General features: G+C 36.5%; 23 protein-coding genes, 1 pseudogene and 1 riboswitch. Of the genes and pseudogenes, 13 read left to right on the top strand and 11 right to left on the bottom strand.

From position 1 onward, the window contains the following. Positions 1-59: 59 nt before the first annotated feature. Together EV142_RS14735 and EV142_RS14730 are read right to left on the bottom strand one after the other, a co-directional pair. Positions 60-1,364, bottom strand: coding sequence for an ABC1 kinase family protein (locus tag EV142_RS14735; RefSeq protein ID WP_132036609.1), 1,305 nt, complete (start codon positions 1,362-1,364; stop codon positions 60-62). Further along, positions 1,364-2,023, bottom strand: a complete 660-nt coding sequence (locus EV142_RS14730) for a TetR family transcriptional regulator C-terminal domain-containing protein (protein WP_132036635.1) — start codon at positions 2,021-2,023, stop codon at positions 1,364-1,366. The genes EV142_RS14735 and EV142_RS14730 overlap by 1 nt, the downstream gene beginning before the upstream one ends. 97 nt (positions 2,024-2,120) lie before the next feature. Here EV142_RS14730 and EV142_RS14725 point away from each other — a divergent pair, with 97 nt between their 5' ends. Beyond that, positions 2,121-3,032: a TIGR01777 family oxidoreductase gene (locus tag EV142_RS14725; RefSeq protein WP_132036608.1), complete on the top strand. Its 912-nt coding sequence runs from the start codon at positions 2,121-2,123 to the stop codon at positions 3,030-3,032. A 4-nt stretch (positions 3,033-3,036) separates the two neighbouring features. On the opposite strand, the gene EV142_RS14720 is transcribed toward EV142_RS14725, so the two are convergent. The 4 genes from EV142_RS14720 to rmuC all read right to left on the bottom strand — a co-directional run bounded on the left by EV142_RS14720 (position 3,037) and on the right by rmuC (position 6,311). Further along, on the bottom strand, positions 3,037-3,579 hold the full coding sequence (locus tag EV142_RS14720; RefSeq protein ID WP_132036607.1) for a YceI family protein: 543 nt from the start codon (positions 3,577-3,579) through the stop codon (positions 3,037-3,039). Positions 3,580-3,920: 341 nt separating this feature from the next. Further along, positions 3,921-4,316: a VOC family protein gene (locus tag EV142_RS14715; protein ID WP_132036606.1), complete on the bottom strand. Its 396-nt coding sequence runs from the start codon at positions 4,314-4,316 to the stop codon at positions 3,921-3,923. A gap of 51 nt (positions 4,317-4,367) precedes the next feature. Beyond that, entirely contained in the window at positions 4,368-4,916 is a 549-nt protein-coding gene (locus tag EV142_RS14710) for an acyl-CoA thioesterase (protein ID WP_132036605.1), read from the bottom strand. A gap of 24 nt (positions 4,917-4,940) precedes the next feature. Next, positions 4,941-6,311 carry a DNA recombination protein RmuC gene (rmuC, locus tag EV142_RS14705; protein WP_132036604.1) on the bottom strand — a complete coding sequence of 457 codons (1,371 nt, stop codon included), beginning with the start codon at positions 6,309-6,311 and terminating at the stop codon, positions 4,941-4,943. A 178-nt stretch (positions 6,312-6,489) separates the two neighbouring features. Here rmuC and EV142_RS14700 point away from each other — a divergent pair, with 178 nt between their 5' ends. From EV142_RS14700 to EV142_RS14685, 4 genes are all read left to right on the top strand, one after another. Continuing rightward, positions 6,490-7,365, top strand: a complete 876-nt coding sequence (locus EV142_RS14700; protein WP_132036603.1) for a protease complex subunit PrcB family protein — start codon at positions 6,490-6,492, stop codon at positions 7,363-7,365. 238 nt (positions 7,366-7,603) lie between these two features. Next, the gene (locus tag EV142_RS14695; protein ID WP_132036602.1) at positions 7,604-8,155 is read left to right on the top strand and encodes an RNA polymerase sigma factor; all 552 of its coding nucleotides are present in this window, start codon (positions 7,604-7,606) and stop codon (positions 8,153-8,155) included. Continuing rightward, positions 8,152-10,011, top strand: coding sequence for a hypothetical protein (locus EV142_RS14690; RefSeq protein WP_132036601.1), 1,860 nt, complete (start codon positions 8,152-8,154; stop codon positions 10,009-10,011). The genes EV142_RS14695 and EV142_RS14690 overlap by 4 nt, the downstream gene beginning before the upstream one ends. 53 nt (positions 10,012-10,064) lie before the next feature. Further along, positions 10,065-10,604 (top strand): MepB family protein, encoded by a 540-nt coding sequence (locus tag EV142_RS14685; protein WP_132036600.1) that lies wholly within the window; start codon positions 10,065-10,067, stop codon positions 10,602-10,604. Between the two features lie 67 nt (positions 10,605-10,671). On the opposite strand, the gene EV142_RS14680 is transcribed toward EV142_RS14685, so the two are convergent. Next, the gene (locus EV142_RS14680) at positions 10,672-14,121 is read right to left on the bottom strand and encodes a T9SS-dependent choice-of-anchor J family protein (RefSeq protein ID WP_132036599.1); all 3,450 of its coding nucleotides are present in this window, start codon (positions 14,119-14,121) and stop codon (positions 10,672-10,674) included. Positions 14,122-14,491: 370 nt separating this feature from the next. After that, positions 14,492-14,851: a hypothetical protein gene (locus EV142_RS14675; protein ID WP_132036598.1), complete on the bottom strand. Its 360-nt coding sequence runs from the start codon at positions 14,849-14,851 to the stop codon at positions 14,492-14,494. 140 nt (positions 14,852-14,991) lie between these two features. Between EV142_RS14675 and EV142_RS14670 the strand changes: the two genes are divergently transcribed. Both EV142_RS14670 and EV142_RS14665 read left to right on the top strand, forming a co-directional pair. Then, entirely contained in the window at positions 14,992-15,576 is a 585-nt protein-coding gene (locus EV142_RS14670; protein WP_132036597.1) for a pseudouridine synthase, read from the top strand. A 75-nt stretch (positions 15,577-15,651) separates the two neighbouring features. Further along, positions 15,652-16,107, top strand: a complete 456-nt coding sequence (locus EV142_RS14665) for a tRNA (cytidine(34)-2'-O)-methyltransferase (protein WP_132036596.1) — start codon at positions 15,652-15,654, stop codon at positions 16,105-16,107. A 171-nt stretch (positions 16,108-16,278) separates the two neighbouring features. Here the strand turns inward: EV142_RS14665 and EV142_RS14660 are convergent. The 3 genes and pseudogenes from EV142_RS14660 to EV142_RS14650 form a co-directional block, all read right to left on the bottom strand. Further along, positions 16,279-16,989: pseudogene (locus EV142_RS14660) on the bottom strand (ABC transporter ATP-binding protein); the annotation flags it as partial. Positions 16,990-17,101: 112 nt separating this feature from the next. After that, entirely contained in the window at positions 17,102-18,130 is a 1,029-nt protein-coding gene (locus EV142_RS14655; RefSeq protein ID WP_371311642.1) for an iron ABC transporter permease, read from the bottom strand. A gap of 5 nt (positions 18,131-18,135) precedes the next feature. Further along, positions 18,136-19,278: an ABC transporter substrate-binding protein gene (locus tag EV142_RS14650; protein ID WP_132036594.1), complete on the bottom strand. Its 1,143-nt coding sequence runs from the start codon at positions 19,276-19,278 to the stop codon at positions 18,136-18,138. 173 nt (positions 19,279-19,451) lie between these two features. Between EV142_RS14650 and EV142_RS14645 the strand changes: the two genes are divergently transcribed. From EV142_RS14645 to EV142_RS14620, 6 genes are all read left to right on the top strand, one after another. Then, positions 19,452-19,814 carry a DUF5522 domain-containing protein gene (locus EV142_RS14645; RefSeq protein ID WP_132036593.1) on the top strand — a complete coding sequence of 121 codons (363 nt, stop codon included), beginning with the start codon at positions 19,452-19,454 and terminating at the stop codon, positions 19,812-19,814. Positions 19,815-19,978: 164 nt separating this feature from the next. Beyond that, the gene (cobU, locus tag EV142_RS14640) at positions 19,979-20,503 is read left to right on the top strand and encodes a bifunctional adenosylcobinamide kinase/adenosylcobinamide-phosphate guanylyltransferase (RefSeq protein ID WP_132036592.1); all 525 of its coding nucleotides are present in this window, start codon (positions 19,979-19,981) and stop codon (positions 20,501-20,503) included. 112 nt (positions 20,504-20,615) lie between these two features. Beyond that, a complete protein-coding gene (gene cobT, locus EV142_RS14635; RefSeq protein WP_132036591.1) occupies positions 20,616-22,295 on the top strand; it encodes a nicotinate-nucleotide--dimethylbenzimidazole phosphoribosyltransferase in 1,680 nt (559 codons plus the stop codon). A gap of 62 nt (positions 22,296-22,357) precedes the next feature. Next, positions 22,358-23,155 carry an adenosylcobinamide-GDP ribazoletransferase gene (locus EV142_RS14630; protein ID WP_132036590.1) on the top strand — a complete coding sequence of 266 codons (798 nt, stop codon included), beginning with the start codon at positions 22,358-22,360 and terminating at the stop codon, positions 23,153-23,155. Continuing rightward, positions 23,140-23,676, top strand: a complete 537-nt coding sequence (gene cobC, locus EV142_RS14625; RefSeq protein ID WP_132036589.1) for an alpha-ribazole phosphatase — start codon at positions 23,140-23,142, stop codon at positions 23,674-23,676. Before EV142_RS14630 ends, cobC begins: the two co-directional genes overlap by 16 nt. Positions 23,677-23,744: 68 nt before the next feature. Further along, positions 23,745-23,948: riboswitch (cobalamin riboswitch) on the top strand. A gap of 27 nt (positions 23,949-23,975) precedes the next feature. Next, positions 23,976-25,811 carry a TonB-dependent receptor plug domain-containing protein gene (locus EV142_RS14620; protein WP_132036588.1) on the top strand — a complete coding sequence of 612 codons (1,836 nt, stop codon included), beginning with the start codon at positions 23,976-23,978 and terminating at the stop codon, positions 25,809-25,811. Position 25,812: the final 1 nt, after the last annotated feature.

Genomic DNA, 25,812 nt, shown 5'->3' with positions numbered 1-25,812 from the left:
CCAATTGTAATGAAACAAAATAGTTGGAATTTGGAATTTTTATATTGAAATTTTCCAGCTTAATACTTCAAAAAATTATTTACCACGATTTTTGCTTTTAAATCAAACATTAGATTATACAAGCCAAAGAACGTCCGATTCATGTAAATAAAGTGCTTAGAACCACGATTTCCATTCATTTTTTTAAGATTGGTATCGTTTGAGAAACGTTCTCCCAATTTAGCGATACTTTCAAAAAACGTTTCATCTGCAAAATCAAAACTCTCACTTTGAAACGGTTTTGTAAAAAGCGAAAGCAGGTCATGAAACATTTCGGTAAAATACTCGATTTCTGCAGGAGAATCATCCGGACGAAGAATCTCCAACTCAAATAATTTCTGATTGAAAAGAGTTTCGTCTGTAATGACATTTTTATTGATTAATTCAAAATACGGGATATAAAAGTCTTGCGGAATTTGTTTCATACAGCCAAAATCAAGAGCAATTAATTGGTTCTGCTCATCGACCAGAAAATTACCAGGATGCGGATCTGCATGTACTTTTTTTAAAACATGAATCTGGTACATATAAAAATCCCATAGTGCCTGACCAATTTTATCTCCAACTTCCTGATCTGTATTTTTAGCTGTAAATTCAGAAAGATGAATTCCCGTCATCCAGTCCATGGTGATAATTTTCTCTGACGAAAACTCCGGATAATACTTCGGAAAAAGAATGTTTTCAATTTTACTGCAGGCTTCAACAACTTCCTGACTTTGTTGTAGCTCCAGTAAATAATTGGTTTCTTCGATAAGCTTGTCTTCTACTTCCTTAAAATATTTATCAGAATCTTTTCCCTGCAGATTAAACATTCTGATCGCAATGGGTTTTACCAAAGCCAAATCTGATGAAATACTGTTGGCAACACCCGGATACTGAATTTTAACGGCGAGTTTTTTGCCCTCTTTTACAGCCAGATGTACCTGACCAATGCTTGCCGCGTTTACGGAATTAGCATTGAATTCGTCGAAAATTTCATAGGGCGTTTTTCCGAAATTGGTTTTAAAGGTCTTCAGTACCAAAGGTGCAGAAAGCGGTGGAACAGAAAATTGGGACAACGAAAATTTCTCCACATACGCCTGGGGGAGAAAGTTTTTATCCATACTGAGCATCTGGGCAACTTTCAGGGCACTTCCTTTCAGGCTTTTTAAGCCATCATAAATATCTTCTGCGTTATTTTCGTTTAATTTATCACGGGTCAAATCAGAGTTCACCATTTTTTCGGCATAATGCTTAATATAGTTCACTCCTACCTTTGCTCCTGTCTGAACCAGTTTGGTGGCTCTTTCTATTTTTGAAGTGGGTATATAATCGATTGTTTTCATTATCTGCTGTAAATTTTTTCTTTAAATAGAAATTTTCCAAGATCTAAAAGATGATTCATGGGTGCAACCTTCATTAGTTCGAATGAAGCATTGACTGATTTTTCGATAAAAATATCTGTTTTCTCAAAGGCAGGCGAAGCATCATCCATCCAGAATTTCAGGGTTAGCATTAATTGCACCCAAGCCGATTCCTGAATTGTTTTTTCCTGAAATTTCTGGAATCTTTCCTGTTCCAGTCTGTATTCATCGGTCAGGATTTCGGCAACATATCCTTTAAAACCATCCCGTAGCGTACTCAATTGTGTCAAATTTCGAATTGGATTCGGATCTGATTTTAAAACTTGTATAACATAACTTCTGTTTGCGGTTAAGATCTCGAAGAACGTAAAGTAAAAACTCAACATTTTGTTCTTCATATCATATTCCGTATACTCCGTATTTCTGTGCAGTAAATCAATTGTATTCGCAAAAAATAATCGGAATATCTCTTTTTCTAAACCTTCAAGCGTTCCGAAAAAATTATAAAATTCTGCTTCTGAAAAATCTTTCCCTTTTGCAAAATGAAACACAGAAACAGGCTTTTTTCCTGCTTCCAAAACTTCATTCATATACACTGAGATGATATCATCCTTCGTAATTTCCTTTTTTTTAGTGGCCATCATATTAAAATTTAGAATTTGCATTAAAGGTAAGCAATGTTTAACTATCTTTATTTATCGTTAAACAAAACTCTGTGTTAAATAAATGATAAATGAAATGGCTAAAAATGTACTAATTACGGGGGGAACAGGATTTATTGGCAAATACTTAACAGATGTATTAACTGCCAATGGTTTTTCGGTGTCTGTACTGAGTCGCGGAGATCGGAAAAACACAGATGCTGTAACGTACTACAAGTGGGATTTAACGCGGAATTATATGGATGAAAATGCAATTCTTAACGCGGATTACATCATTCATCTGGCCGGAGAAGGAATTGTAGAAAAACGATGGACAGAGAAACGTAAAAAAGTAATTTTAGAAAGTCGCACCCAACCCATCGAACTCATTCATTCGATTCTCGAAAAACACAATAAATCATTGGATGCATTTGTTTCCGCTTCCGCCGTTGGAATTTACGGCGCTGTTACAAGCCAGAATATCTGTACGGAAGAAACACAGCCCGCAAATGATTTTCTTGGACTAACCTGCCAGCAATGGGAAAATTCTGCCGATACAATCGGACCTTTGGGAATTAGAACGGTGAAAATCAGAACCGGAATTGTTTTTGGAAAAGGGGAAGGTTTCCTTAAAAAAGTCGCTCCAGGTTTCAAAGCCGGTTTTGGATCAATTTTAGGCACCGGCAAACAATACCTGCCCTGGATTCATATAGAAGATTTGTCTCAGATTTACCTGAAATCGATTACAGACGCAGAGATGCACGGTGCGTATAACGCAGCGGTTACAGACAATACCACCAATTCGGGATTCTCCAGAATACTTGCTAATCTTTACGGATATAACCTATGGCTGCCCAGAGTTCCTGAATTTATTCTTAAAATAGTTTTAGGCAAAATGAGTGAAGCCGTTCTAAAAGGTCAGCGGGTTTCTTCTGAAAAAATAGAAAAAACAGGTTTTGAATTTCAATACAACGACATCGAGATCGCACTTTCCAGCTGTTTAAAATAAAAAATCATTTCATCATAATACCGCTCAGATCTGTCTGGACCGTTTTTGAAATTTTATTGGCCACGACATATGGAATTTCGATATTAAAATCCGAAACCGAGAGCGGGAAATTAGATACGATTTGTATTCCATCAGGAACTTTTTTGATTAAAGCTTTTACCGCAATTACCTTGGATTTACCATGAAGGTAAAGTTTCCCTTTTATGTCATATTCTTTTTCATTTTCGTTAATGTCTTTCAGGTCAAACTTTTCGATTTTACCTTTAAAAACAGCTTTTGGATAACGATGGCTTTCAATATAATTTTCGTTAAAATGTTCCTGCATTAAATCCATTTTAAAACGAAAATCCTTGATAATAACCGTACAGATAAGCGTACTGGTCTGAGGTTCCAAGACAATAGTCCCGAGCTTATTTACCGCTTTTACTTCTTCAAAAAAAGGAACGGAAGCCTGAAAATTTACAACCGCCGAATTGGTTCTGAATTTATCCTGGGCGAGTAAGGAGAATGTGGTAAAAAGAAAAATAAATAAAGTAGTTTTTTTCATAATCGTCAATAATTAAACAATTATGTCATTCGATTCTTTTTAATTTAAGAGGAGAAAAAAACTGAACTTAAGTAAGTCTGAAAAAATCAAATGGCAATACTCCGTGAAAACTTAGTAACCTAAACCATGTACTTAAAGTTACGAAATTATCTGCCATACAGTTCTTGATATATCTTAAATCTTTGTGAAAAAAATCTTTTGTAAAATGTTTTTTTTGTGAGAAGATGTGACAGCTGAGATGTAAAACGTATTTCCTATTCGTAATTCCTTTTATCTATAAATAAATCGTTAACATACTTAGCCCTTTCACTCAAAACTGATAACTCACAACTCATAACTCCTCAACCCTCCACTTCCGTGCAAATCTCAATTAAAAACCCATCTAAATCCCTGATATAAGCCACAATTTGTCCCCATGGTTTTTGGGCAGGCTCTTTGACCAATACAGCTCCGAAAGAGGTTGCTTTTTGTACTGTCTCAGTTACATCATCAGTGATAAAACCTATTTCGATTGCAAATGGCTTCGCTTCCAGATTACTTTCAATAAAACCTTCTTTTAAATTTTGAGCTGCCAGTTTCTTTGATGCAAACGAAAGGGTTGTTTCCCCTGTGCTCAATTCGCCATAATCATTCTCGGGCGTTACAAACTTTCTTGAAAATCCAAATGCATTTTCGTAAAAAGCAACTGCTGTTTCCACATTTTCAACATATAAAATAGTATATCCGAACTTTATCATTTTTGTCTCTTTTTAAGTTATTACAAAACCTTATTTGACCTGACAGGAAAACTATCCTATTTCCAAGAGCACATTATACTTGTCGAGGCTTGCCAGATCTTCAATAGAGTTTACGCTGGTAATTTTAGCATGTTCTTCGATTTCTTTTTTAGTTTCAATTTGTTTGATGCATTTTCTAAAGCGGCGTACTTCATCAAGACTAGATAAAATAAGTCCCGGTACCGGAACGCTTTTCCCTTCTTTATCTTTAGCAACCATCGTAAAATAAGAGGAATTACAATGTTTTACAGCTCCGGTCTGAATATTCTCCGACTCCACACGAATCCCTACGACCATAGAACTTCTTCCCACATAATTTACAGAAGCTTTCATAGTGACCAATTCACCCACTTCAATTGGTTTCAGAAAATTTACGGTATCAACAGAAGCAGTCACACAATAGTTTCCGGAAAATCTTGAAGCGCAGGCAAAAGCAATCTGATCCAGTAAAAGCAAAATATATCCTCCGTGTATTTTACCGCTAAAATTGGTGTGTGATGGCAGCATTAGCTCGGAAATACTTACTTTGGAAGAAGAAACGGGTTTGAAATCGGCAGTCATTTGGTATTATTTTAGTATTTATTTTTAATTCAATTGTTCATTTTCGTCAGTATTGGCTCTGGCGATAATATTTTCGGGTAACCCTTTTTTAGCTTTGGCACCCATTTTTTTTAACTTCTCAACGCTTGAAATCAGGTTTCCTTTTCCGTCTACTAATTTGTTCATGGCACTATCGTATTCAGTTTTGGTATCTTTAATTTTATTCCCAATCCGAACCAGATCCATAACAAAACCTTCAAATTTATCGTATAGTGCACCGGCTTGTCTGGCAATTTCGAAAGCATTTTCCTGTTGCTTCTGATTGGCCCACATACTGTCTATGGTTCGTAAAGTCGCAAGCAGCGTACTTGGTGTAACAATTACTATATTTCGGTCAAAGGCTTTATTGTACAATGCGGAATCTTCGTTTAAAGCAATTGCAAAAGCGGGTTCTATGGGAATGAAAAGCAACACAAAGTCCGGACTTTCTATTTGATATAAATCGTGGTAATTTTTATTACCGAGTTGCTCAACGTGCCTTTTAATTGAGTTAACATGTTCTTTCAGGAATTCCGTTTTCAGAATTTCGGATTCTTCGTTGATCCATCTTTCATAAGCTACCAAAGAAACTTTAGAATCTACAATCATTTTCTTACCGTCCGGCAAATTGATAACTACATCCGGGAATACTCGCGCACCTTCACTGTTGGTAAAACTTTGCTGCACTTCATATTCGCGTCCTTTTTCCAAACCTGATTTTTCCAGAACACGTTCTAAAACCAGTTCTCCCCAATTGCCCTGCATTTTACTGTCGCCTTTGAGTGCTTTGGTCAGATTCAGGGTTTCTTTGCTCATTTGGGCATTCATTTCACTCAGACCCAGAATCTGTTGGCGCAGGGCCGCATGATAATCGATACTTTCCTTGTGGGTTTGCTCGACTTTTTGTTCAAAACCGTGAATTTTATCCTGTAAGGGCAACAGGATATTTTTCATGTTTTCACTATTTTGTTCTGTAAATTTAGCCGACTTTTCTTCAAGAATTTTATTGGCTAAATTTTCAAACTCTTTGGTGAATTTTTCCTGTAATTCGGTTATTTCGTTTTTTTGCTCTTTATGACGCTCCCATAAATTTTCAAAATCAACTTCTTTTTTGGAAAGCTGAATAGCTAAACTGTCTTTTTCGGTCCGGATATTTTCTTTTTCCGAATTATTGGAATAAAGCTGTTTTTCAAAAGCAATTCTTTCTTTTTCAGACTGTTCTTTCTGCAATTGCAATTGATTGAAAGCAGCATTTAATCGCTCATTCAAGCTTACTTTTTCCGATTCCGACCGGGCCGAAAACAATACTTTACCTAAGTATATGCCTAAGAACAAAGCGACTATAAAAGCAAACAAAACCGGAAGAAAGTCAAACATAAGCAAGTTTATTTTTAAGTAAAAGTATGCAATAATACGTAGTGCCTAATCTTTAAAATTGAAATTTCACGAATAACAGGCAATTCTCAATTAAACAAACATTTTCAATAAAAAATGTTTTACCACGCAACCATTTTCTAAAATTACATCTTCTAAATATAACCTATTTAAAAAAATCATGAAAAAATTAATACTTGGCTTATTTATAGCTTTTGGAATTAGCGCTTGTTCAATAAGCAATGATGATCTGAATGTTGATTGCGGATCAAATGTAGACTCCCCTTTTACAGGAATTCCATTTTTATGTAATTACAGTGTAAAAACACTACCTCCAAATCCCGCTGCCTACATAATTAATACACAGGAAAGACTGGAAACTTATTTCACGAAACACGAAAATACCTGTCCAAATCCAAGTGATCCGGCTATCGATTTTACCAAATATTATTTAGTAGGTATTTTTTCCGGACCAAAACCTACAAGCGGTTATGATATAAAAATGACATCGATTGTTGAAAACAACTGTGAAGTCATTATTAATTTCTATGAAAAAGCACCTTTGGCTGGTGAGGCGATAACACAAACGCCAACTTATCCTTCTGATTTTATTCTGATTCCTAAAACAGCCAAAACCATTCTTTTTAACAGAACTAATGAAAGTTCAGATAAAATCGTAATTGGAAGTTTTACCAACCAATGTACAGGTGCTGACTGTCAGAAGTTTTTTCAACTGAATGATTACAATATTCTGAAATTTCAAAATGTAGTAGCCGGAAGCTATGATTTTAACCAATATAAATACTCTGCAACAGGCAAGAGAAGTGAATATACTTTATTCCTGAAAAATGTACCGGCTGAGATTACTGCCTTAAAAGGACAAACAAAAACATACGGTTCTCCGGATACAGCAGGTCACGGTGGTGTTTATTTTGAACTGCGTCAGGGGGCAGTCACTACCAAAATCTATATTGACAACACGGACACCGACGATCAGAATGCAGCAATAAAAACTTTCAAAAAGGCAATTCAGGATAAAATAACACTTTTGAAATAATAACAAAATACTATACTTTATTATCGGTTCCGGTTTTGATCACTCTTGACATTCCGGAATCGGGTAATTCAGAAAATGAAGTTATTACTCTTGAAAACCAAATTTACCAGCACAAAATACTGTAAATCAAAACATAACAGTTTTAAGTAATCCTAAGAATACAACTCAGACTATCTGTAAAGGATAGTTTTCTGAGTTAAAAAAAACTAATTTTGCCAAAACTAATTTAATCCCATTTTTGAAAGACGATTTAGAAAAATATATCAGGCAATGCATGCAAAATGAAAGAGAAGGACAACTGAAAATTTATCAGTTGTTTTCTCCTGTTTTGTATGGAATCTGCTTGAAATATATGAAAAACGAAGACGATGCCAAAGATGTTTTTCAGGAAGCATTCGTGATTGTTTTTCAAAAAATCAGTCAATACAAGTTTGAAGGAAGTTTTGAAGGCTGGCTGAAACGTATTTTCATCAATAAACTTATTGAGACTCTAAACAAGAAGAAAAAAGAAAATTTCTTTTTGGATGTTTTTGACCCTGATACCGATTACACTGAAGAGGAAGAACTGGAAAGTATTCCGATCGAACAGGAAAAATTACTCGAGTACATTCGGGATTTACCCGATCAATACAGGACCGTTTTTAACTTATATGTTTTCGAAAAAATGAAACATAAAGAAATAGCTGAAGTATTGAAAATTTCAGAAGGAACATCAAAATCAAATTTAAACAGGGCCAAGCGAATTTTGCAAAAAAGAATTTTGAGCATAAAAAATTTTAAGACAGCATGAAGAAGCAAAAAATAGAAGATATTTTTTCATCAATGGAAAACTTTTCAAGTGTTCCGCCACCCGAATTATGGGGACAGATTGAAGAAAAACTTAACAAACCCAAAAAGAAGAAAAGAGCTATTCTTTGGTGGTCGGCTGCTGCATGCTTATTATTAGGTTTAATGCTCCCTTCGATTTTCCATTTTAATTCAGGGTCTGAAATTAAAGAGGTTCATACGAATGGTACAGAAAACAATAGTGTTGTTCTGGAAGAAAACCAGTCAGAATCTACTTCAAACAAAACAGTTTCTGCGGAGCAAAATACGATCAGCCCAAAATCCGGCACTGTTAGTAGTCCGGAAGAGCTTTTAAAACAATCCCGTTCTTCCGGCGAAAAAGTACAAAAACAAGAAGTTGCTGATGCTGATGCAAATAACAACACCAATTCAGACAGTTCAAATCAGGAACTGAGTAGCGGAAAGAAAAACGCAAATCAGGCGGTAGCTGAAAATACAACTGTAACAGAAAAAGAAAACGCATTAAAATCAACTTCCAAAAATCAAATAGTAAGCACTAAAAAAAGAAATACGAATCAAGGTTTAGCAGCAAAAACATTTAGCCCTGAAAAACAGAATGCATTTAATACTGCTTCAAAAAATCAAACTTCAGCTGCCGATAAAGGAAACGAAAATCAAATTATAGCAGAGAAAACATTTAGCACTAAGAAGCAAAATCTATTTAATGCTGATTCACAAAAACAGATATTAGATACTGACAAAAGAAAAGCAAATCAGATTCTTGCCGAAAAGACATTTAACGCCCGAACGCAGAATCCATTTAGTGCAAATTCAAAAAATCAGCTATCAAATTCTCTTTTTGAAGGAAAGCAGAATTCGAAAAACAGTCCAAACAGCAATAACAGTTTCGCTTTAAATTCTTCAGCTACATTTTTAAATGATTCGCAAAGTAAAACTGATAAAAGCGGAAAAGAATCAAAAAACGAATTGGTTATCGCTGAAAAATCAGCTGTTGAGAATCAAAAAAGCAATTCAAAATTTAACGATGTTGTACTAAGCAAACAAGATTCTGTTCAGTTGGCAGTCCTTCAGAATTTAGAAAAAGGGATCACTAATCCAGAAAATAAAAAGGAAACAGAAAAAGCAATAAAAGCTAAATCTAATGCCGAAAAATGGGCTGTTGAAGTTTTTGCAGGTGTCGCTAATTCTGAAAATTATAAAAATGAGAAGACTTTAGGCCATGTAAATGACTCTAAGCAAAGTAATACCTACGGTGTAAAAACAAAATACAAAATCAATAAAAAATGGGCAGTTGGCTCCGGTTTTAAAATCAACGAATTGGGTCAGAGTATTGCCAATGTCTCGTATGTGAATGTGAGTGAAAAAAATAATGCTCTCGCAAGCTACAGTGATTATTACATTCAAAGCTCGGCTACGCCACAAATTGCGACAAACAGTGACTATGTATTTGTTTCGAACAGCAGCAAAGAGGTTCTGAAAAGTAACAATCTTCAGACCGGTAATTTAGATCAGAGTTTAAAATATATTGAAATGCCCTTAGAAGTTTCGTATGCCGTTTTTAGTAAAAACAAGACGAGTATAAGTCTAAATACAGGTGGTTTTGTCGGGAAACTAATTTCAAATAATGTGGCTTTGGACGGTAACAGTATCGGGAAAAATATTGATGCCAATGACTTTGTTTATGGTTCTGTACTAAGCAGCACTGTGCAATATCGCATTTACAAAAAGACAAATGTTTTTGTTGAACCGGCTATGAACTATTATTTAAACCCTTTAAGTAATCAGTCTTTCAATCAGTTTCAGTGGGGATTGAATTTTGGATTGAATGTTTCGTTTTAGACTCTTTTTTGTTGTAATTTTCAAAAAAAAACAACAAAAATAACTCTCTTAAAATGAGCATTAAAAACAACTGGAATGCCCCAAACTCAATTCCGCGGGACTTACTTATGGCCAGGGAATTGGTTTATGACCAGCTTGATCTGGAATGCAGCCAACCTCATCCTGAAGCAGAAAGTACGGAATACAGTGCTTATCGTTTCCAATTGAACGGGAAAGACATTTGCTACCGGGAAGCCAAAATTACTCCCAAAAAAACGGGTCAGTTTGTAACATTATGGAAACGTAATAAATCATCAAAAACGATTGAACCCTTTGATGCTTCAGAGGCAATTGATTATGTGATAATCAGTGTCAGAAATAAGGAACTGTTTGGACAGTTTATTTTTCCGAAATCAGTTTTGTTAGTGAAAGGAATATTTTCTACCGCTGCCAGGGAAGGAATAAGAGCCACAAGAGTTTATCCGCCCTGGGACGAAACTACAAGCAAACAGGCTCAGAAAACACAACAATGGCAATTGAATTTTTTCTATGAAATTCCCATTAATTCACCTACAGATTTAAATCGCGTCAAAAGTTTAATTGACAATGATTAAAAAACTGAAATAATAAAGAAAGGCAGCTTAAATTAAGCTGCCTTTCTGGTTTAAAAAAATAGAATGTCTATTTCTTAATAATTTTGTTGCTGTAAATAACCTTATTATTTTCAGTCAAAGTATAAATATAAACGCCGGTTTTAAGATTACTGACCGGAATCACTAAGTTATTTTTTTCCTGAGTTCCTTTTATTTCAATTGGATTCACTACTAAACGTCCTGATAGATCATAAACCCTTAATTTCAGATTTTTATCATCTGCTGTTTTCACTGTAACGTTTACAACATCTGACGCAGGATTAGGATAGGCCTGAACAGAATATCCGTTTTTGTTTTCAAAATCAGTTGTAGCCAGATTATCCGCTTTTAATTCAAAACGGGCAATTACCGGTCCGTGATCCGAAGTTGTAGTGGTATAACCTGAAATATCCGTACGCGGATCGTACACTGCAATTGAGTTAGGAATATATTGATCTGTTAGTTCGTTCGAAATAACAATATGATCTAAAAATCCTCCGGAACTTAAAAAGCTATAGGCTCCTGCCTGGCTTATTCCTAATGTTAATGTATTGTAACGGTCTGTATCTTCTACTATTTTTTGATAAGACGAAGGGATAGTTGGTCCCACAACTGATATTTTTACATCATCATTAAAATCTCCCAAAATCATTAAATTCGAATTTGGATATTCTGTATCTAAAGCTTCTTTTAAATATTCTGCATCGTATTTACGCTGATTGTATTTCATCATATCACTTCCGCTATTAGCACGTGCGTGAAGATCAATCAGGTTAATTTCTTTTTTGATTCCGCCAATATTAGTTTCAATCTGAACCAAATAAGGCAAACGGCCTGAGGAGAAAAAACTATCATCATTAATTTGAGGAGTTTCTGTTCCGGGATAACCCGGTAAAACTGTAGTTCCGGCACGAACAGCATCATATACATCCTTAAACAACACTTTCGTGTTTTTTACAGTAGTAGTTTGTGTGTTATAAAGAACCACTAATTTTTGAGGTGGAAAATAGGGGTCTGCATTAAGAAGAAAAGAGTAAGACCAGGAAGTGGATGTTGTTTTATCGAATGTTTTTCCGTTTATATTTATTTTCTGGATCAAAGCATCTATAGCAGGATCATCCGAAACTTCCTGTACCACATATACATCGGCATTTAACTTATTCATTACCTTGGCAACATTCTCTATTTGTAAAGCATCATCAGTTGGGCCGAATTCAGTTCCGCTTTTATCTTTTACGTCGGTACCGAAAAACTCCAGATTATACGTCACAACATCAAAAGTTTCTGCTTTTGGCAAGGACGAACCGGTTAAGGCTCCGATTGGTTTGTTTAGCCCCGTTCCGGTCACCGTTAATGCACCTGCAATCGTTAATGCTTTTACAGAAGGTGTAAATCGCACATACAATATTTTACCCGCCACTGCGTCTGCAGCACTGACAACAATACTGGATTGAAAAGAAGTATTATCTAAAGAAATCTGATAATCTGAAGGGGCAGTAACGGTAATGTCCCCATAACCATCCGCTTTAAAATCAAAAGCCTTGCCGGCTGATACGGTGTCAGGACTTACGTCGCCAAAATCTAAAACGGGATTTGAAGCCACATAACCTGTCTCATTAGTAACAGCAAAATCATCAAAAGACCATTCTGAAGCATTATTAGATCCTCCGGCTGTCGTTTCATAAACCCAGGCCAAATAGGTATGACTTGTTTTATAAGCGCCTAAATTTATATATTGTGACTGTACGTAAGTTCCTGTTGCAGTTGGGAAATTACCATTTATTTCTGTCCATGTAGCAGTTTCAGGACTGCTTTTTCCGTCATAATCAACCGAAACCATCAATTTTAAACCCGGACCTGCATAAAACTTACGCGTGTAGAAGGACAATAAAGGAAATTGATTAAAATTATCTAAACGTAATCTTGGTGAAACCAACCAATCCTTACTGGCTCCATTATCTGAGAAACCATTCATAAGAACCGCTCCGGTTCCTGAATTCACATTTCTTGCCACCGTAGTCGTTGACCACTTATTAATGGCACCCGCAATATTAAATTGAGTCCAGCCACTGTTGGTGAAAACATTGGTATCATTAAAACCCTGTACATAAGGATTAATTCCCGTTCCCTTAAGAGTAACCGTTTTAGTTGCTGCGCCGGTTGATTCATGTGTGATCTGACCCGAAAAAATACCCGTTGCATTTGGAGCAAACTTCACGTAAACCGTTGGTGTTGCATTTGAAACAAAATCAGAAACACTATACGTTAACGAAGATTGAAAATTGATATTGTCTTTAGAAATTGAAAAATTAGCTCCCGCAGTAACTACAACATCATTCGTAAGATTGCTTCCCTGAATCTGATAAGACAATGTTTCCGAATCAAAATTTGCTTCAGAAAATCCTAAATCCAATGAAGTAGTTGATGTGGATAAAGACGGAATTACAACACTTGAAGTAGTAACCTCAACTTTATTTACTGTGGACTGAATATTGTCGTAAAGATCTTCAGAAATAGAAAAAACAGCGTACGAAGTATTAATAACCAAACCGGTAAAGGTTTTCACATACACCTGTGAAGGATCTGTAATGTCTAAAAAACCGGATTGTAAAGCTGCAGTTCCACTGGCATCAAGACCCGATTTTATTTGGGCTGCCGTTGGTTCCGCACTTCCTGAAGGCAATAAAACATAATACGTTTTACCAGCTTCATCTAATTTATTAGAAAAATCAAAACCGTCTGACAATACAGTACTTACTTGTGGATAACCTGTTGCGTTTACCGGAGCTGCAATATCACTTCTTACATCTACGTTATCAATCGCAAAAGAAGGACGTGAGCCTCCGCCTGAATTTTGTTTGGAAATCCATCTAATTTGCACAACAGGCTGGTTTTCACATTCTGCCGGCAAGGTTACTTTTATGGTTTTTAAATTCTGCGGTGTGGTAACAGCAGTGATCTGTTTTACGTCATTGTTAACATAAGCAGTTGGCAATAAGGAAACAAAAGCAGCAGTTGTGCCAACACGATATTGTAACACCATTTCATTTATACGTGTACTACCGGTTGCTGGTGGTATATCATAAGGATTACGAATGGTCATCGCATCATATTTAACCTGAATAGCAGTCTGACCCACTGTTGAGAAAGCAAATCCTATAGCCAAATCAAGAGAACCCGTGTTCAGGAAGCCGATTTTTCCATCGTAATTATGAAAATTACCACTACTTATGGCAGCGGTACTACTAATTGCCAAAGGTCTGTCGGCAACCATAGTGGCAGCTGTGGCATATTGACTTGTCCCTGAAGGATTTGATGTTGATACCGTCCAGCCTTGGAAACCAGCCGGATACGTCGCTACTGTTGCAGCAAACGAAAAGTCCTGTGTATACGGTAAACTTTGAGCTGCCGGCATGGTCTGTGCCACAAGACTCATCGAAAAGCAACAAAAAAAGCTAAAATAAGCGATTACGTTGCGTAAAGAGTAAATGTTTTTCATACGTTTGAAAATAGGGGTTTTTAGAAATCAAATTTATAGTCTTTAATATTAAGGGAATATTGTAAAATCTTAAACTTATTGCATCCAAATTGATGAACATCTGCTAACTAAAAGGAAATTATCAGCAAATTTATTTCATTATTATCAGCTATAATAAGGTTTAACAGCATTATACATTATCCGAAAAATTTACTTACAATATAGTGATTTATAAGAAATAACCTTAGATTATTATTTTTATTATGTGAAAAATAAACAAAAAAAAGACTCTCCAAAGTTAGAAAGTCTTTAATTTTATATCCGAAAATACATCTAAACCCATGGTATCCCAACGATTTTAAGAAGTGTCACAATTTAAAATTAATGCATGCTATTCATCTAATTTCATGTTTCCTCTGTCTTCATGATTATCCGGGTGGGAATTAGGGTAACGATTTGGCGTGATATCAGAATTCCTATCTTTGTTTTCAACCGTTTTTTTCACCTCTTCTTCCCCGGCAACACCACGATTTGAACTTTCGCCATCGGTTTGATCTGAAACTTTCTCTATTTTTTCATTTTCATTTCTGGCACGGTTTACCACCTCTTTGTTGCCATCTGTATCTGTGACTACTTCTTTCTGCAATTTTGTTTCCGGTTTATGATCATGAGAAACATTTTTACCTTTAGATTCTTCGCTGTCTTTTTGTACTCCGTTTATTTTTTTAGAGCCTAAATTATTAGTTTCCATATTTTTATATTTTAAAATTCTTATTATAATATTACGAATTCTATATCCGAAAACGGAATGCTTTAACATAGCTTTTGGATAATAAAACGTTCTTCTTTCAATTATAATCAAACAAAACTATCTTTGCCTAAAAATAAAACATGCACCAGCACTTCATTCTTTTTAAACCTTACGGCTATCTGAGTCAGTTTATTTATGAATTAAAAAGAAAGAAAAAGCTTCTGGGGGAATTACACGATTTTCCCGAAGGCACAATGGCAATCGGCCGTTTAGATGAAGATTCTGAAGGATTACTTTTACTGACAACCGACGGAAAGGTAAGCGAACAGATCAGAAGCAAAAAAGTCGATAAAGAATATTATGTACAGGTCGATGGTGTCATTACTGCCGAAGCCATCGAACAACTGCAAAAAGGTGTCGAAATTGGTTTTGATGGCGGCAAGTACAGAACCAGGCCATGCAAGGCTTTTATCGTTACAGAAATTCCGGACTTTGGTCCAAGAGCCAAAAAAATCAGGGATGAACGTCATGGGCCGACGTCATGGGCATCCATAACGGTAAATGAAGGCAAGTTTCGTCAGGTTCGAAAAATGACCGCTGCTGTTGGTTTTCCAACCTTACGATTGGTTCGGGTCCGGATAGGAAATGTATATTTGCAAAACTTAAAAGCCGGTGAAGTCCTTGAAGTTCAGGATTTTTTTAAATTAGATAATGAGCCCATTTGATAATTTGATAATTTGATAATTTTCACAACTAATAACTTATAATTCATAACTAATAACTCATAACTCAAAAAAATAATGCTAAACGTTGTTCTCGTAGAACCTGAAATCCCGAATAATACCGGAAACATTGGACGATTGTGTGTGGGTACCGAAAGCCGTCTGCACTTAATTCACCCTTTTGGATTTGTGATTAATGACAAAAACCTAAAACGTTCCGGCCTCGATTACTGGGTGCATCTTGATGTGACCGAATATGGCAATCTTGAAGAATGGATCAGACAAATTCCGGATCATTCGCGTGTTTTTCTGATGAGTTCACATGCCGAGAAATCCTACCTGCAAACCGATTTTCAGGATGGGGACTGGCTGGTTTTCGGAAAAGAAAGCGTAGGTTTAAGCAAAGAAGTTCTGGCCCGTTTTGAAAACCACCTGACAATTCCAATGTCAAAATTGATCCGAAGCTTTAATATTGCCAATTCTGTTGCCTTTGTAGTGGGAGAAGCTAAAAGACAAATTGGATTAAAGGTTTAGTCTGATATCAATTATTGAATGGTAAAATGAGATTTAATAATATTTCGTAATTGTAACTTACTAATTTCTTATAAAACTGATCTCCCAGCCCTGATGGGAACGGCGTCCTTTTGTGGTGGGGTTCACCACAAAAGATATAGTGGACAGCAGGATTAGCTCCTGAAAAAAAATCTAAGTAATAATAAACTTCCCTTTTTCTGCATCAAAAGCAATATGTTCGTCTTTGAATAGAGTTGCAAAACTTCCTTTTGAAATTAAGTTGCAAGGTTCATCCTGAACAATTACATCGGGAGTCATAATAATCATCTCATCACTTAATTGAATTGCCAAATCAATATCATGAGTCGAAAAGAGAATACACTTTTGGGTTTCCTGCGTTAGTTTTTTCAATAATTTGAAAAGCGAAACTTTGTGAAGCAAATCAAGATGCGTTGTAGGTTCGTCAAGGATTATGAGCGGTGTATCCTGCGATAACGCTCTTGCGATCAGTACTTTTTGCAATTGTCCGTCGCTTATTTCAAAATGTTTTTTAAGCGCCAGATGACTGATTTGGGTTAGCGCCAAAGCCTCATTGACTTTGGTTATGTCTTCGGGCGTTAAAGTTCCAATCCAATTGGTGTATGGCTGGCGGCCCAAGGCGACTAATTCGAAAACAGTCAGATTACTGGGCGGGAGTTTTTCAGTCAGCACCAGACTTAAATTCTGTGCTAAAGCTAAAGGTTTATAGGTATTTATATTTTTATTATTGAGAAAAACGGTTCCTGCTAACGGCTGCTGAATTCCTGTGAGGGTTCTTAATAAAGTCGATTTTCCTATTCCGTTTGCTCCAATCAGAGAAATGAGTTTTCCCGCACCCAGATTTAAATTCAGGTTTTGGGCAATAGTCACAGTTGTTTTCTTGGACTTGTAGCCAATACTTAAATCTGATGTAGATAGAATTGTTTTCATTTTTTTAGGTGCTAAAGTTGTAAGCGGCTAAGATTCTGAGTTTTGTTTACTGAAAATTCCTTTTTTTCATTAATAACCACACGACAACAGGCGCACCAATTATAGAAGTAATGGCATTAATTGGCAAGGTTGTTTCCAATCCCGGTAACTGTGAGGCAATATCACAAAACAGCATGATGATTCCACCATAAAAAAACGTACTCCAATATAAAACTCTGTGATTACTGGTTTGAAAAGTAAGCTTTGCAATATGAGGTACTGCCAGACCAATAAAAGCAATCGGACCGGCAAAGGCGGTGATACTTCCGGCCAGAATACTGGTCGCAAATATGATAATTAATCTGGCCTTCTTATAATTCAGCCCCATGCTTTTAGCATAATTTTCGCCTAAAAGCAACGCATTTAAGGGTTTAATGCTGCTCGCGCTTAAAAGAAGACCTAAACTTACACAGACTGCCAAAATACAAATTGACGTCCAGGAAAGATTTCCAAGACTTCCCAGTGACCAAAAGGTAAATTTCTGCAACTGCTCTGCTGAACTAAAGTGAGTCAGAACCCCCACAATAGCACTGGTAAAACTGCCAAACATAAGTCCGACGATTAAGATTGCCATTGTGTTTCTTAGCCTTTGTGCCACTAATAAAACCAAAAGCAATACTGAAATACTGCCTAAAGTTGACGCCAATACAATTGCGTATGGCGATAGTAAAACGGTATTGAAAAAAGACGGTAAAAAACCGGCGCCCAGAATAACAACAGCCACCGCTAAAATAGCTCCTGAACTCAATCCCAAAACATCCGGGCCTGCCAACGGATTCCGGAATAAAGTCTGCATCAGCAAACCACTTGCAGCCAACCCAACGCCAACCAACACAGCCGTAATCGCTTTAGGCAGGCGATAATTAATGATGATGTATTCCCAGGTCGATTTACTGGCATTCCCACCCGTCAGACTGGTATACACTTCTTTAAACGGAATAGTAACCGACCCTAAACTAATGTCCAGAAAAAACATAAACAAAAGTGCTACAGCCAGCACAATAAACAGGACTATATTTCGCTTTTTATGAATCAATTGGCTTAATTTAATTTGGATGCAAAAGTAAGTTCATAACCCGGTAACAAATCAGGATGAAAAATTTTGATGTAGTCTTTTAAAACTAAATCGGGGCGGCTTGGTGCCAATTCATAATAAATGATTCCCCCTGTTGCTCCAAACTGACTTTCGAAAGTGTACACGTTTTTATTTTTGAAAGCATCAAACTGAGTATAATGCGGATTCGTGTTCCCAAACTCCTCCAGCGTTTTAAACGATCCGGCCGCTATCCAGATATTAGCTGTTTTGGCTTTCACCAAAACTTTTTCAAAGGATAAACCTTCGCTTCCGGTTCCTTTTAAATCTGCCCATAAATAATTGGCATGTGCATCTTTCATGAACTCTGCTACCCAGCTGTTTCCTTTCGCAACATACCAGACATCTTCATACATCGATCCGTACAAAACCGTTGAAGTTGCTTTTTGATCTGCCGCTAATTTCTTAGCCTGATTGTAGCTCAAAACAATCTTATCAAACAATTCTTTGGCTTTATCTTCTTTACCAAATAAGGCTCCGTACAGTTTAATCCATTCTGCTTTTCCAAGTGGGGACTGTTCCATCCAGTCGGCCTGGATAAAAACATTCAGGCCGCTTTTCTTTAAATTATCCAGCATCGGATTGTTGTTGTCTACACCAAAAGTCACAATCAGATCCGGTGACAATTCGATTAGCTGTTCTACATTTAATTTTTCATTTTGTCCAACATTTTTAACAGAACCTTTATCAATCAATGCTCTTGTTTTCTCTGAAGAAACATAATCCGTATGAGGAAAACCAACCAGTTTATTTTCTACTTCCAGCATTTCCAGAAACGGAATATTGGTTGTTGAAGTCACTACAACTGATTCCAAAGGAACTTTTATGGTGGTATACGATTGTAAGCTGTCCGGCACTTTAGCTTCTTTCTCTTTTAAGATATAAGTGAATTTTTTATTGGCATTTGGCCATGGATTTGAAACCGTTACCACCGAATATCCTTCGTGTTTCACAATAGAAAGCCCCGAAGCATACTCGATAATGTTTTTTGCTGTTGCAGTACTGGCAGCTACTGTCTCCTCATTTTTTTTACATCCAACCAGGAGCAGGAAAGAAAAAATAAAAATAAATTTAGGTAATAAATGTTTCATCTTTAGGTTATATAATTTTAAGGTATGGTATTTGTAATTCTTCTGAACAGATATGATTTTTGAATTATTAGAATTTCATATTTACATTTCAATAAGGGCAAAGGTAAACCAATTTCTATTTTTTTTGTTTACCTTTATTCTTACAAAATCAAACAAATCTTATTTTTACCTACATGAATACCACAAAAACAAAAGTTTGCTCAGGCTGTGAATCTTCTTTCAGCTGCGGAGATATTTCTGTTGAAAACAAATGTTGGTGCAATGACTACCCTCCTATTTTTAATCTTTCTGAAGGCGGTGACTGTCTTTGTCCGGTTTGCTTTAAAGAAGCATGTGAAGATAAAATAGATGCTTATATTGAAACCCTTACCCCGGAAAAAGCCCTTCACAATAAAGCAGCGGCTTTACCCAAAACTGAACAATTAATAGAAGGAATTGATTATTATATTGAGAATGAAAAATATGTTTTCAAAGCGTGGTTTCACCTAAAAAGAGGAACTTGCTGCGGAAACGAATGCAGACATTGTCCGTATTGAATTGTTTCCTGTGAATTATAAATTCATAAATTCGTGGCTGCGTTAGGGATAGGAACGGCATCCTTTTGTTTTTTTCTTTAAAAAACAAAAGATAAAGTGGATAGCCCGACCGAAGGGAACGCCCCAATAATTCCCAATTGACAACTTTTAATTCATAGCATAAAATGATCTATCTAATTACCGGCGGTGAACGATCCGGCAAAAGCAGTTACGCTCAAAATTTGGCTTTACAACTTTCGGATGCGCCGATTTATGTGGCGACAGCCAGAAAATGGGATTCGGATTTCCAGAACAGAATTGACAGACACCAACAGGAACGTGACGAACGTTGGACGAACGTTGAAAAAGAAAAACATTTGAGTGAGATTGATTTCACCGGAAAAGTAGCCTTAATTGATTGTGTAACACTTTGGTTAACCAACTTTTTTGTGGATACTAAAAATGACGTCTCCTTATCTCTGGAAGAGGCCAAAGCTGAATTTGAAAAAATAGCCCAACAACAAAATACAGCCCTGATAATTGTTACCAACGAAATTGGAATGGGCGTTCATGCTGAAACTCATATCGGCAGAAAATTTACCGAGCTGCAAGGCTGGATGAATCAGTTTTTAGCCGCAAAAGCAGACGAAGTGGTACTGATGGTTTCCGGAATTCCTGTTACCATCAAAGGGGAAAAATCCAAATTTTAAAAAGAAATTCAAATTTTGAAATTCCAAATTCCAAAGTGACACTTTATCTTTACTTAAACATGAAATTCTTATTGGATTCCTTTTTGGAATTTAAAAATTGAAAATTACACAGATGAGCTATTTAGATGATATATTACAATCGCGCCGTGATACCAGACATTTTACTTCCGAAGAAGTCCCTGATGAAGTGATACAAAATGCTTTGCGGGCAGGACATTGGGCGCCTTCGGTTGGGCTTACCGATGCTACAAAGTATTATATCATTAAATCGGCAGCCGTTAAAAGTGCTATTAAGAATTTATTTTCAGAGTATAATACAAAAGCTGCAGAACTGACCGACAATCCGGAACAAAAAGAACAGTACCAATCCCTGAAACTGGAAGCCATTGAAGAAGCTCCAATCGGGCTGATCATTGCTTACGACAGATCGGTTTTAAATCAGTTTACGATCGGAACGGTGGGCAGTAATGAAGCCGTTAAATTCAGTTCGGTCTGCGCAGCGCAAAACATCTGGCTTTCGCTTACGGAACAAGGTTACGGAATGGGCTGGGTTTCGATTTTGAATTATTACCAATTTAAAAAAATCATCGATTTACCGGAAAACATCGAGCCGCTCGGATATTTCTGCATTGGAAAACCCGCCACCAATTATGATAACCAGCCCATGCTGCAGCAATTAAACTGGAAGCAGAAATCGGAGGTTCCGGATTGTACTGAAATCAAAACGGTGATGAAAAAGGAAGTTTCCAATTTTGAATTCAATTCTCAGGCTCCGAATGAAAACAAAGTCGGTTTCAGCCAGCTTTTACAGGGAAAAATTGATTCTAAAACCAAACCTATTGGCGCTTTAGGGGTTTTAGAATCCTTAGCTTTCCAGATGGGAAGTGTTTTTGAAACTTTAAATCCAAAAATAAAAAATACGAATATTGTTGTTTTTGCTGCAGATCACGGAATTGCCAATCATGGCGTCAGTGCTTATCCGCAGGATGTTACGCGACAAATGGTGCATAATTTCCTGGAAGGCGGTGCGGCCATCAATGTTTTTTGCAATCAAAATAATATTGCCTTATCGATTGTAGATTCCGGTGTAAATTATGATTTTCCAACCAATGCTAAATTGATTCATGCCAAAATTGCAAAAGGAACGCAGTCTTTTTTACATGTTCCCGCTATGAGCGAAACAGAACTGCAATTGTGTTTTGAAAAAGGAAAAACTATCGTAGACGATATCGCCAAAACAGCCTGCAACTGCATTGGTTTTGGTGAAATGGGAATCGGAAATACTTCAACGGCTGCTGTTTTAATGAGTCTTCTAACGGGTTTCCCAATTGAAGAATGCGTCGGAAAAGGAACTGGAGTTGAAAATGAAAAGTTACTTCAGAAACAAAATATATTAAAAAAGGCCATTGAAAATTATTCCGGTCAAGCCGAAATCGCACCACAACTGGCTTATTTTGGAGGCTTTGAAATTATACAAATGGCCGGCGGAATGTTAGCCGCTTACAATCACAAAATGCTGATTTTAGTAGATGGCTTTATTTGCAGTGTGGCTTTTCTGATTGCTTCCAAAATGAATCCAAATATTAAGGAAAATGCGGTTTTTTGCCATGTTTCAGCTGAGCATGCACATCAGAAATTATTACATTATTTAGGTGCAAAACCTGTTTTAAATTTAGATTTGCGTCTGGGCGAAGGAACGGGCTGTGCAATCGCTTTACCTATTTTAAAATCAGCGGAAGCTTTTTTGAATGAAATGGCTACTTTTGAAAATGCGGGGGTGAGTCGGAAGTAGACAGTCTCAGTTGTCAGTTTTCAGTGTCAGTGTCAGTTTATTATCAATACATAAATTTTTAAATGAAAAAAGAACTCCATATTTTCTTTACTGCTTTAATGTTTTACACCAGAATTCCCTGTCCGAAAAACATTGATCACCATCCGGATTATTTGAATAAGGCCACACGTTACTTTCCTTTAATCGGCTGGATTGTGGGAAGCATTTCTTTTCTGGCTTTTTATATTTTTTCTCTTTTTCTGTCAACGGAAATTGCGGTGATTTTAGCAATTATTACCTCTGTACTGACAACCGGTGCCTTTCATGAAGATGGTTTTGCAGATGTCTGCGATGGTTTTGGCGGCGGCTGGACCAAAGAAAAAATTCTGATGATTATGAAAGACAGTGCTATTGGCGCTTACGGGGCAATTGGTCTGGTTTTGCTTTTTTTGCTAAAATTCAAATTGCTTTCAGAATCTGTTTTGCTTTTTGAAACTGGTCTTCCGTTTTCGGTTTCACCAATTTTGCTGTTGTTTGTTTCAGCGCATGCTTTGAGTCGTCTGGCAGCCATAAGTATTATTTTTACGTATGAATATTCAAGAGATGATGCTTCCAGCAAGAGTAAGCCGATTGCAAAAAGCAATACCTGGAAAGAAGTTTTAGGTGCTTTTTTCTTCGGATTACTGCCTTTGTTTGTGCTCTCTTATTTTAAATATCAGCTTCTTCTGGTCTTAATTCCGGTTTTCATGACCCGGTATTTTTTAGCCCGGTATTTTCAAAAATGGATTGACGGTTATACGGGAGATTGTCTCGGTGCCACTCAGCAGGTTTGTGAAGTTATTTATTATTTAAGTATTCTTTTGGTATGGAAATCTTTCTAGTTCGTCACACGGAGACCACTTGCGAAAAAGGAATTTGTTACGGACAATCTGATGTTAGTCTGGCCGAACCTTTTGATTTAATTTTTGAAAACATTACCTCCCAATTACCATCCGAAGCAATTCTCTTCTCCAGCCCTTTACAACGCTGTGTGATATTGGCAAAACACATTCAAAACCAAATAAAAACCATTTCTTATCAGGAAGACGAAAGATTAATGGAAATGAATTTTGGAGACTGGGAAATGAAAAACTGGAATAGTATTCCACCGGAACAACTTAATCCGTGGATGGAAGATTTTGTAAACGTCAGCGCTGTAAATGGAGAATCTTTTGTCGAATTACATGAACGGGTTGGTGCTTTTTTAGCGGAGCAGCTTTCGAAAAAAACAGATAAATCTATAATTATTGTTGCACATGCCGGAGTTATCAGAAGCTTCCTTTGTCATCAAACTTCACTGCCTTTAAAAGATGCTTTTCAGAACAAAGCAGACTTTGGAGAAGTCATCAAAATAGAACTTTAAAACTTGATTTGTTTAGAATTCAATTCAAAAAGCAAAACAAATTTGAATATTCAATAATTTTAACTCTATCTTTGCACGAAATTTAAGGTTGTGTTGTAATATCACAAACACATTAAAAGGGAATCAGGTAAAATCCTGAGCTGTACCCGCAACTGTAAGCTAAGTTCGTAAAGAACGCTTGTTGTTAGCTACAAACCACTGCTCGCCAAGGCGGGTGGGAAGGTAAACAACAAGACGCAAGCCAGGAGACCTGCCTTTGTAACAAATATCGAACTCTCGGGAAAAAGAGTGTAGAAATTATGACTTTAAAAAAACGTTTTGCTTTTTGCCTGCTTTTCCTGTGCCAGATTATTTCGGCGCAGCAAGACTCTATTACAAAACTGAAAGAAGTTGTTGTATCCGACTCCAATCTTAAGAATTTCTCGAATACACAATCCGTTCAACGATTAAGCGACTCGATCATTAATAGAAATCAGGCTTCACTGACTTCTCTTTTAAATTACAATACGGTTATTTATTTTAAGGAAAATGGTCTCGGAATGACTTCTTCGCCTTCTTTCAGGGGAACTACCTCACAACAAACGGTAGTAGTCTGGAACGGAATCAACATCAACTCCCAGCTTTTAGGACAAACTGATTTTAATACGATTTCGACCCGTGGTTTTAATTCTATCGATGTAAAAGCCGGAGGCGGAAGTGTTATTTACGGAAGCGGTGCCATTGGAGGAACCATTCACTTAAATAATGATTTGAAGTTTACGGATACTTTCAAAAATGACTTTCAGATTTATTACGGGGAATTCAATACTTTAAGTGCCATTTATGGTCTTACGGCCGCTACAAAAAAATGGAGTTTTGATGCCAGCTTTACCCGTAACAGCTCCGATAATGATTTTAAATTTGTTGGTCAGGATGCCCATAACCTTAATGGACAATATTATAACAATACGCTTGATGCCGCAGTTGGCTTTAAAATCAATACTAATAACAGTATTAAATTTTACAGTGAAATATACGATGGTGAGCGTCATTTTTCACTCACATCTCCCAATGCAACCAAAACAAAATATCAGGATTACAATACCCGAAATTTAGTAACGTGGAGCAGCTCTTTCAGTAAATTCGCTTCGAATTTGAGATTGGCTTACATTACCGAGCACTATAATTATTTTGAAGACATCAACAGAGACGGATTTACTTCGGGAGGCGTTAAAAGTTTTATCGGAAAATATGATATTGATTACGAATTATCTTCGAAAATCAAAATCAGCACCATTTTAGATTATACGAAAAATGATGGAATTGGTTCCGGAATTGGCCGTAGCAGCCGAGAAATTGGCGGTGCAAGTCTTTTGTGGAAACACATTCTTACGGAAAAATGGAATTATGAAATGAGCGCCCGAAAAGAGGTTTCGGATGTTTATAAAAGTCCGGTTCTTTTTTCTGTGGGCTCACGCTATAATTTCTCCGATTTTTATCAGTTAAAATTCAATGTATCCAGAAACTACAGAGTTCCTACTTTCAACGATTTGTACTGGGAAGGCAGCGGAAATCCGGATTTAAAACCGGAAAGTTCCTATCAGGCAGAAATAGGAAATCAGTTTAGCTACAAAGATTTCAGACTGACCATAACGGGTTACGGAATGAAAATCAAAGATATGATTCGATGGCTGCCCAATAACAGCGGAAACTGGTCTCCGGTAAATACCGACAAAGTTACTATTTATGGTGCTGAAGCACTTTTAGGATGGAAAAAAAACGTCAACAAACATACTTTTGATTTTAGCGGAACTTATGGTTACACGGTTTCCTTGGATGACATAACAAATAAACAGCTTTTTTATGTTCCTTATCACAAACTGACGGGATCGTTATCGTACTATTATAAAAAGCTTTCCGCGTATTATCAGATTATGTATACGGGAGAAATATTTACTACTTCCGACAACAACCCAAAATATATTCTGGACGCGTATAATGTTTCCAATATCGGAACAGATTATAATTTCAGCAAAAAAAACACTTTCAAAGTTGGTCTTAAAGTGGCCAATTTGTGGAATGAAAAATATGAAGCGCTGCCGAGCCGTTTTATGCCCGGGCGGAATTTAACTATTTATTTAAACCTTAACTATTAAA

It is taken from the genome of Flavobacterium circumlabens (genome assembly GCF_004345565.1).
Taxonomy (GTDB): domain Bacteria; phylum Bacteroidota; class Bacteroidia; order Flavobacteriales; family Flavobacteriaceae; genus Flavobacterium; species Flavobacterium circumlabens.
Note: the sequence above shows the minus strand (reverse complement) of the source record. Positions and strands in the feature narration are given on the sequence as shown.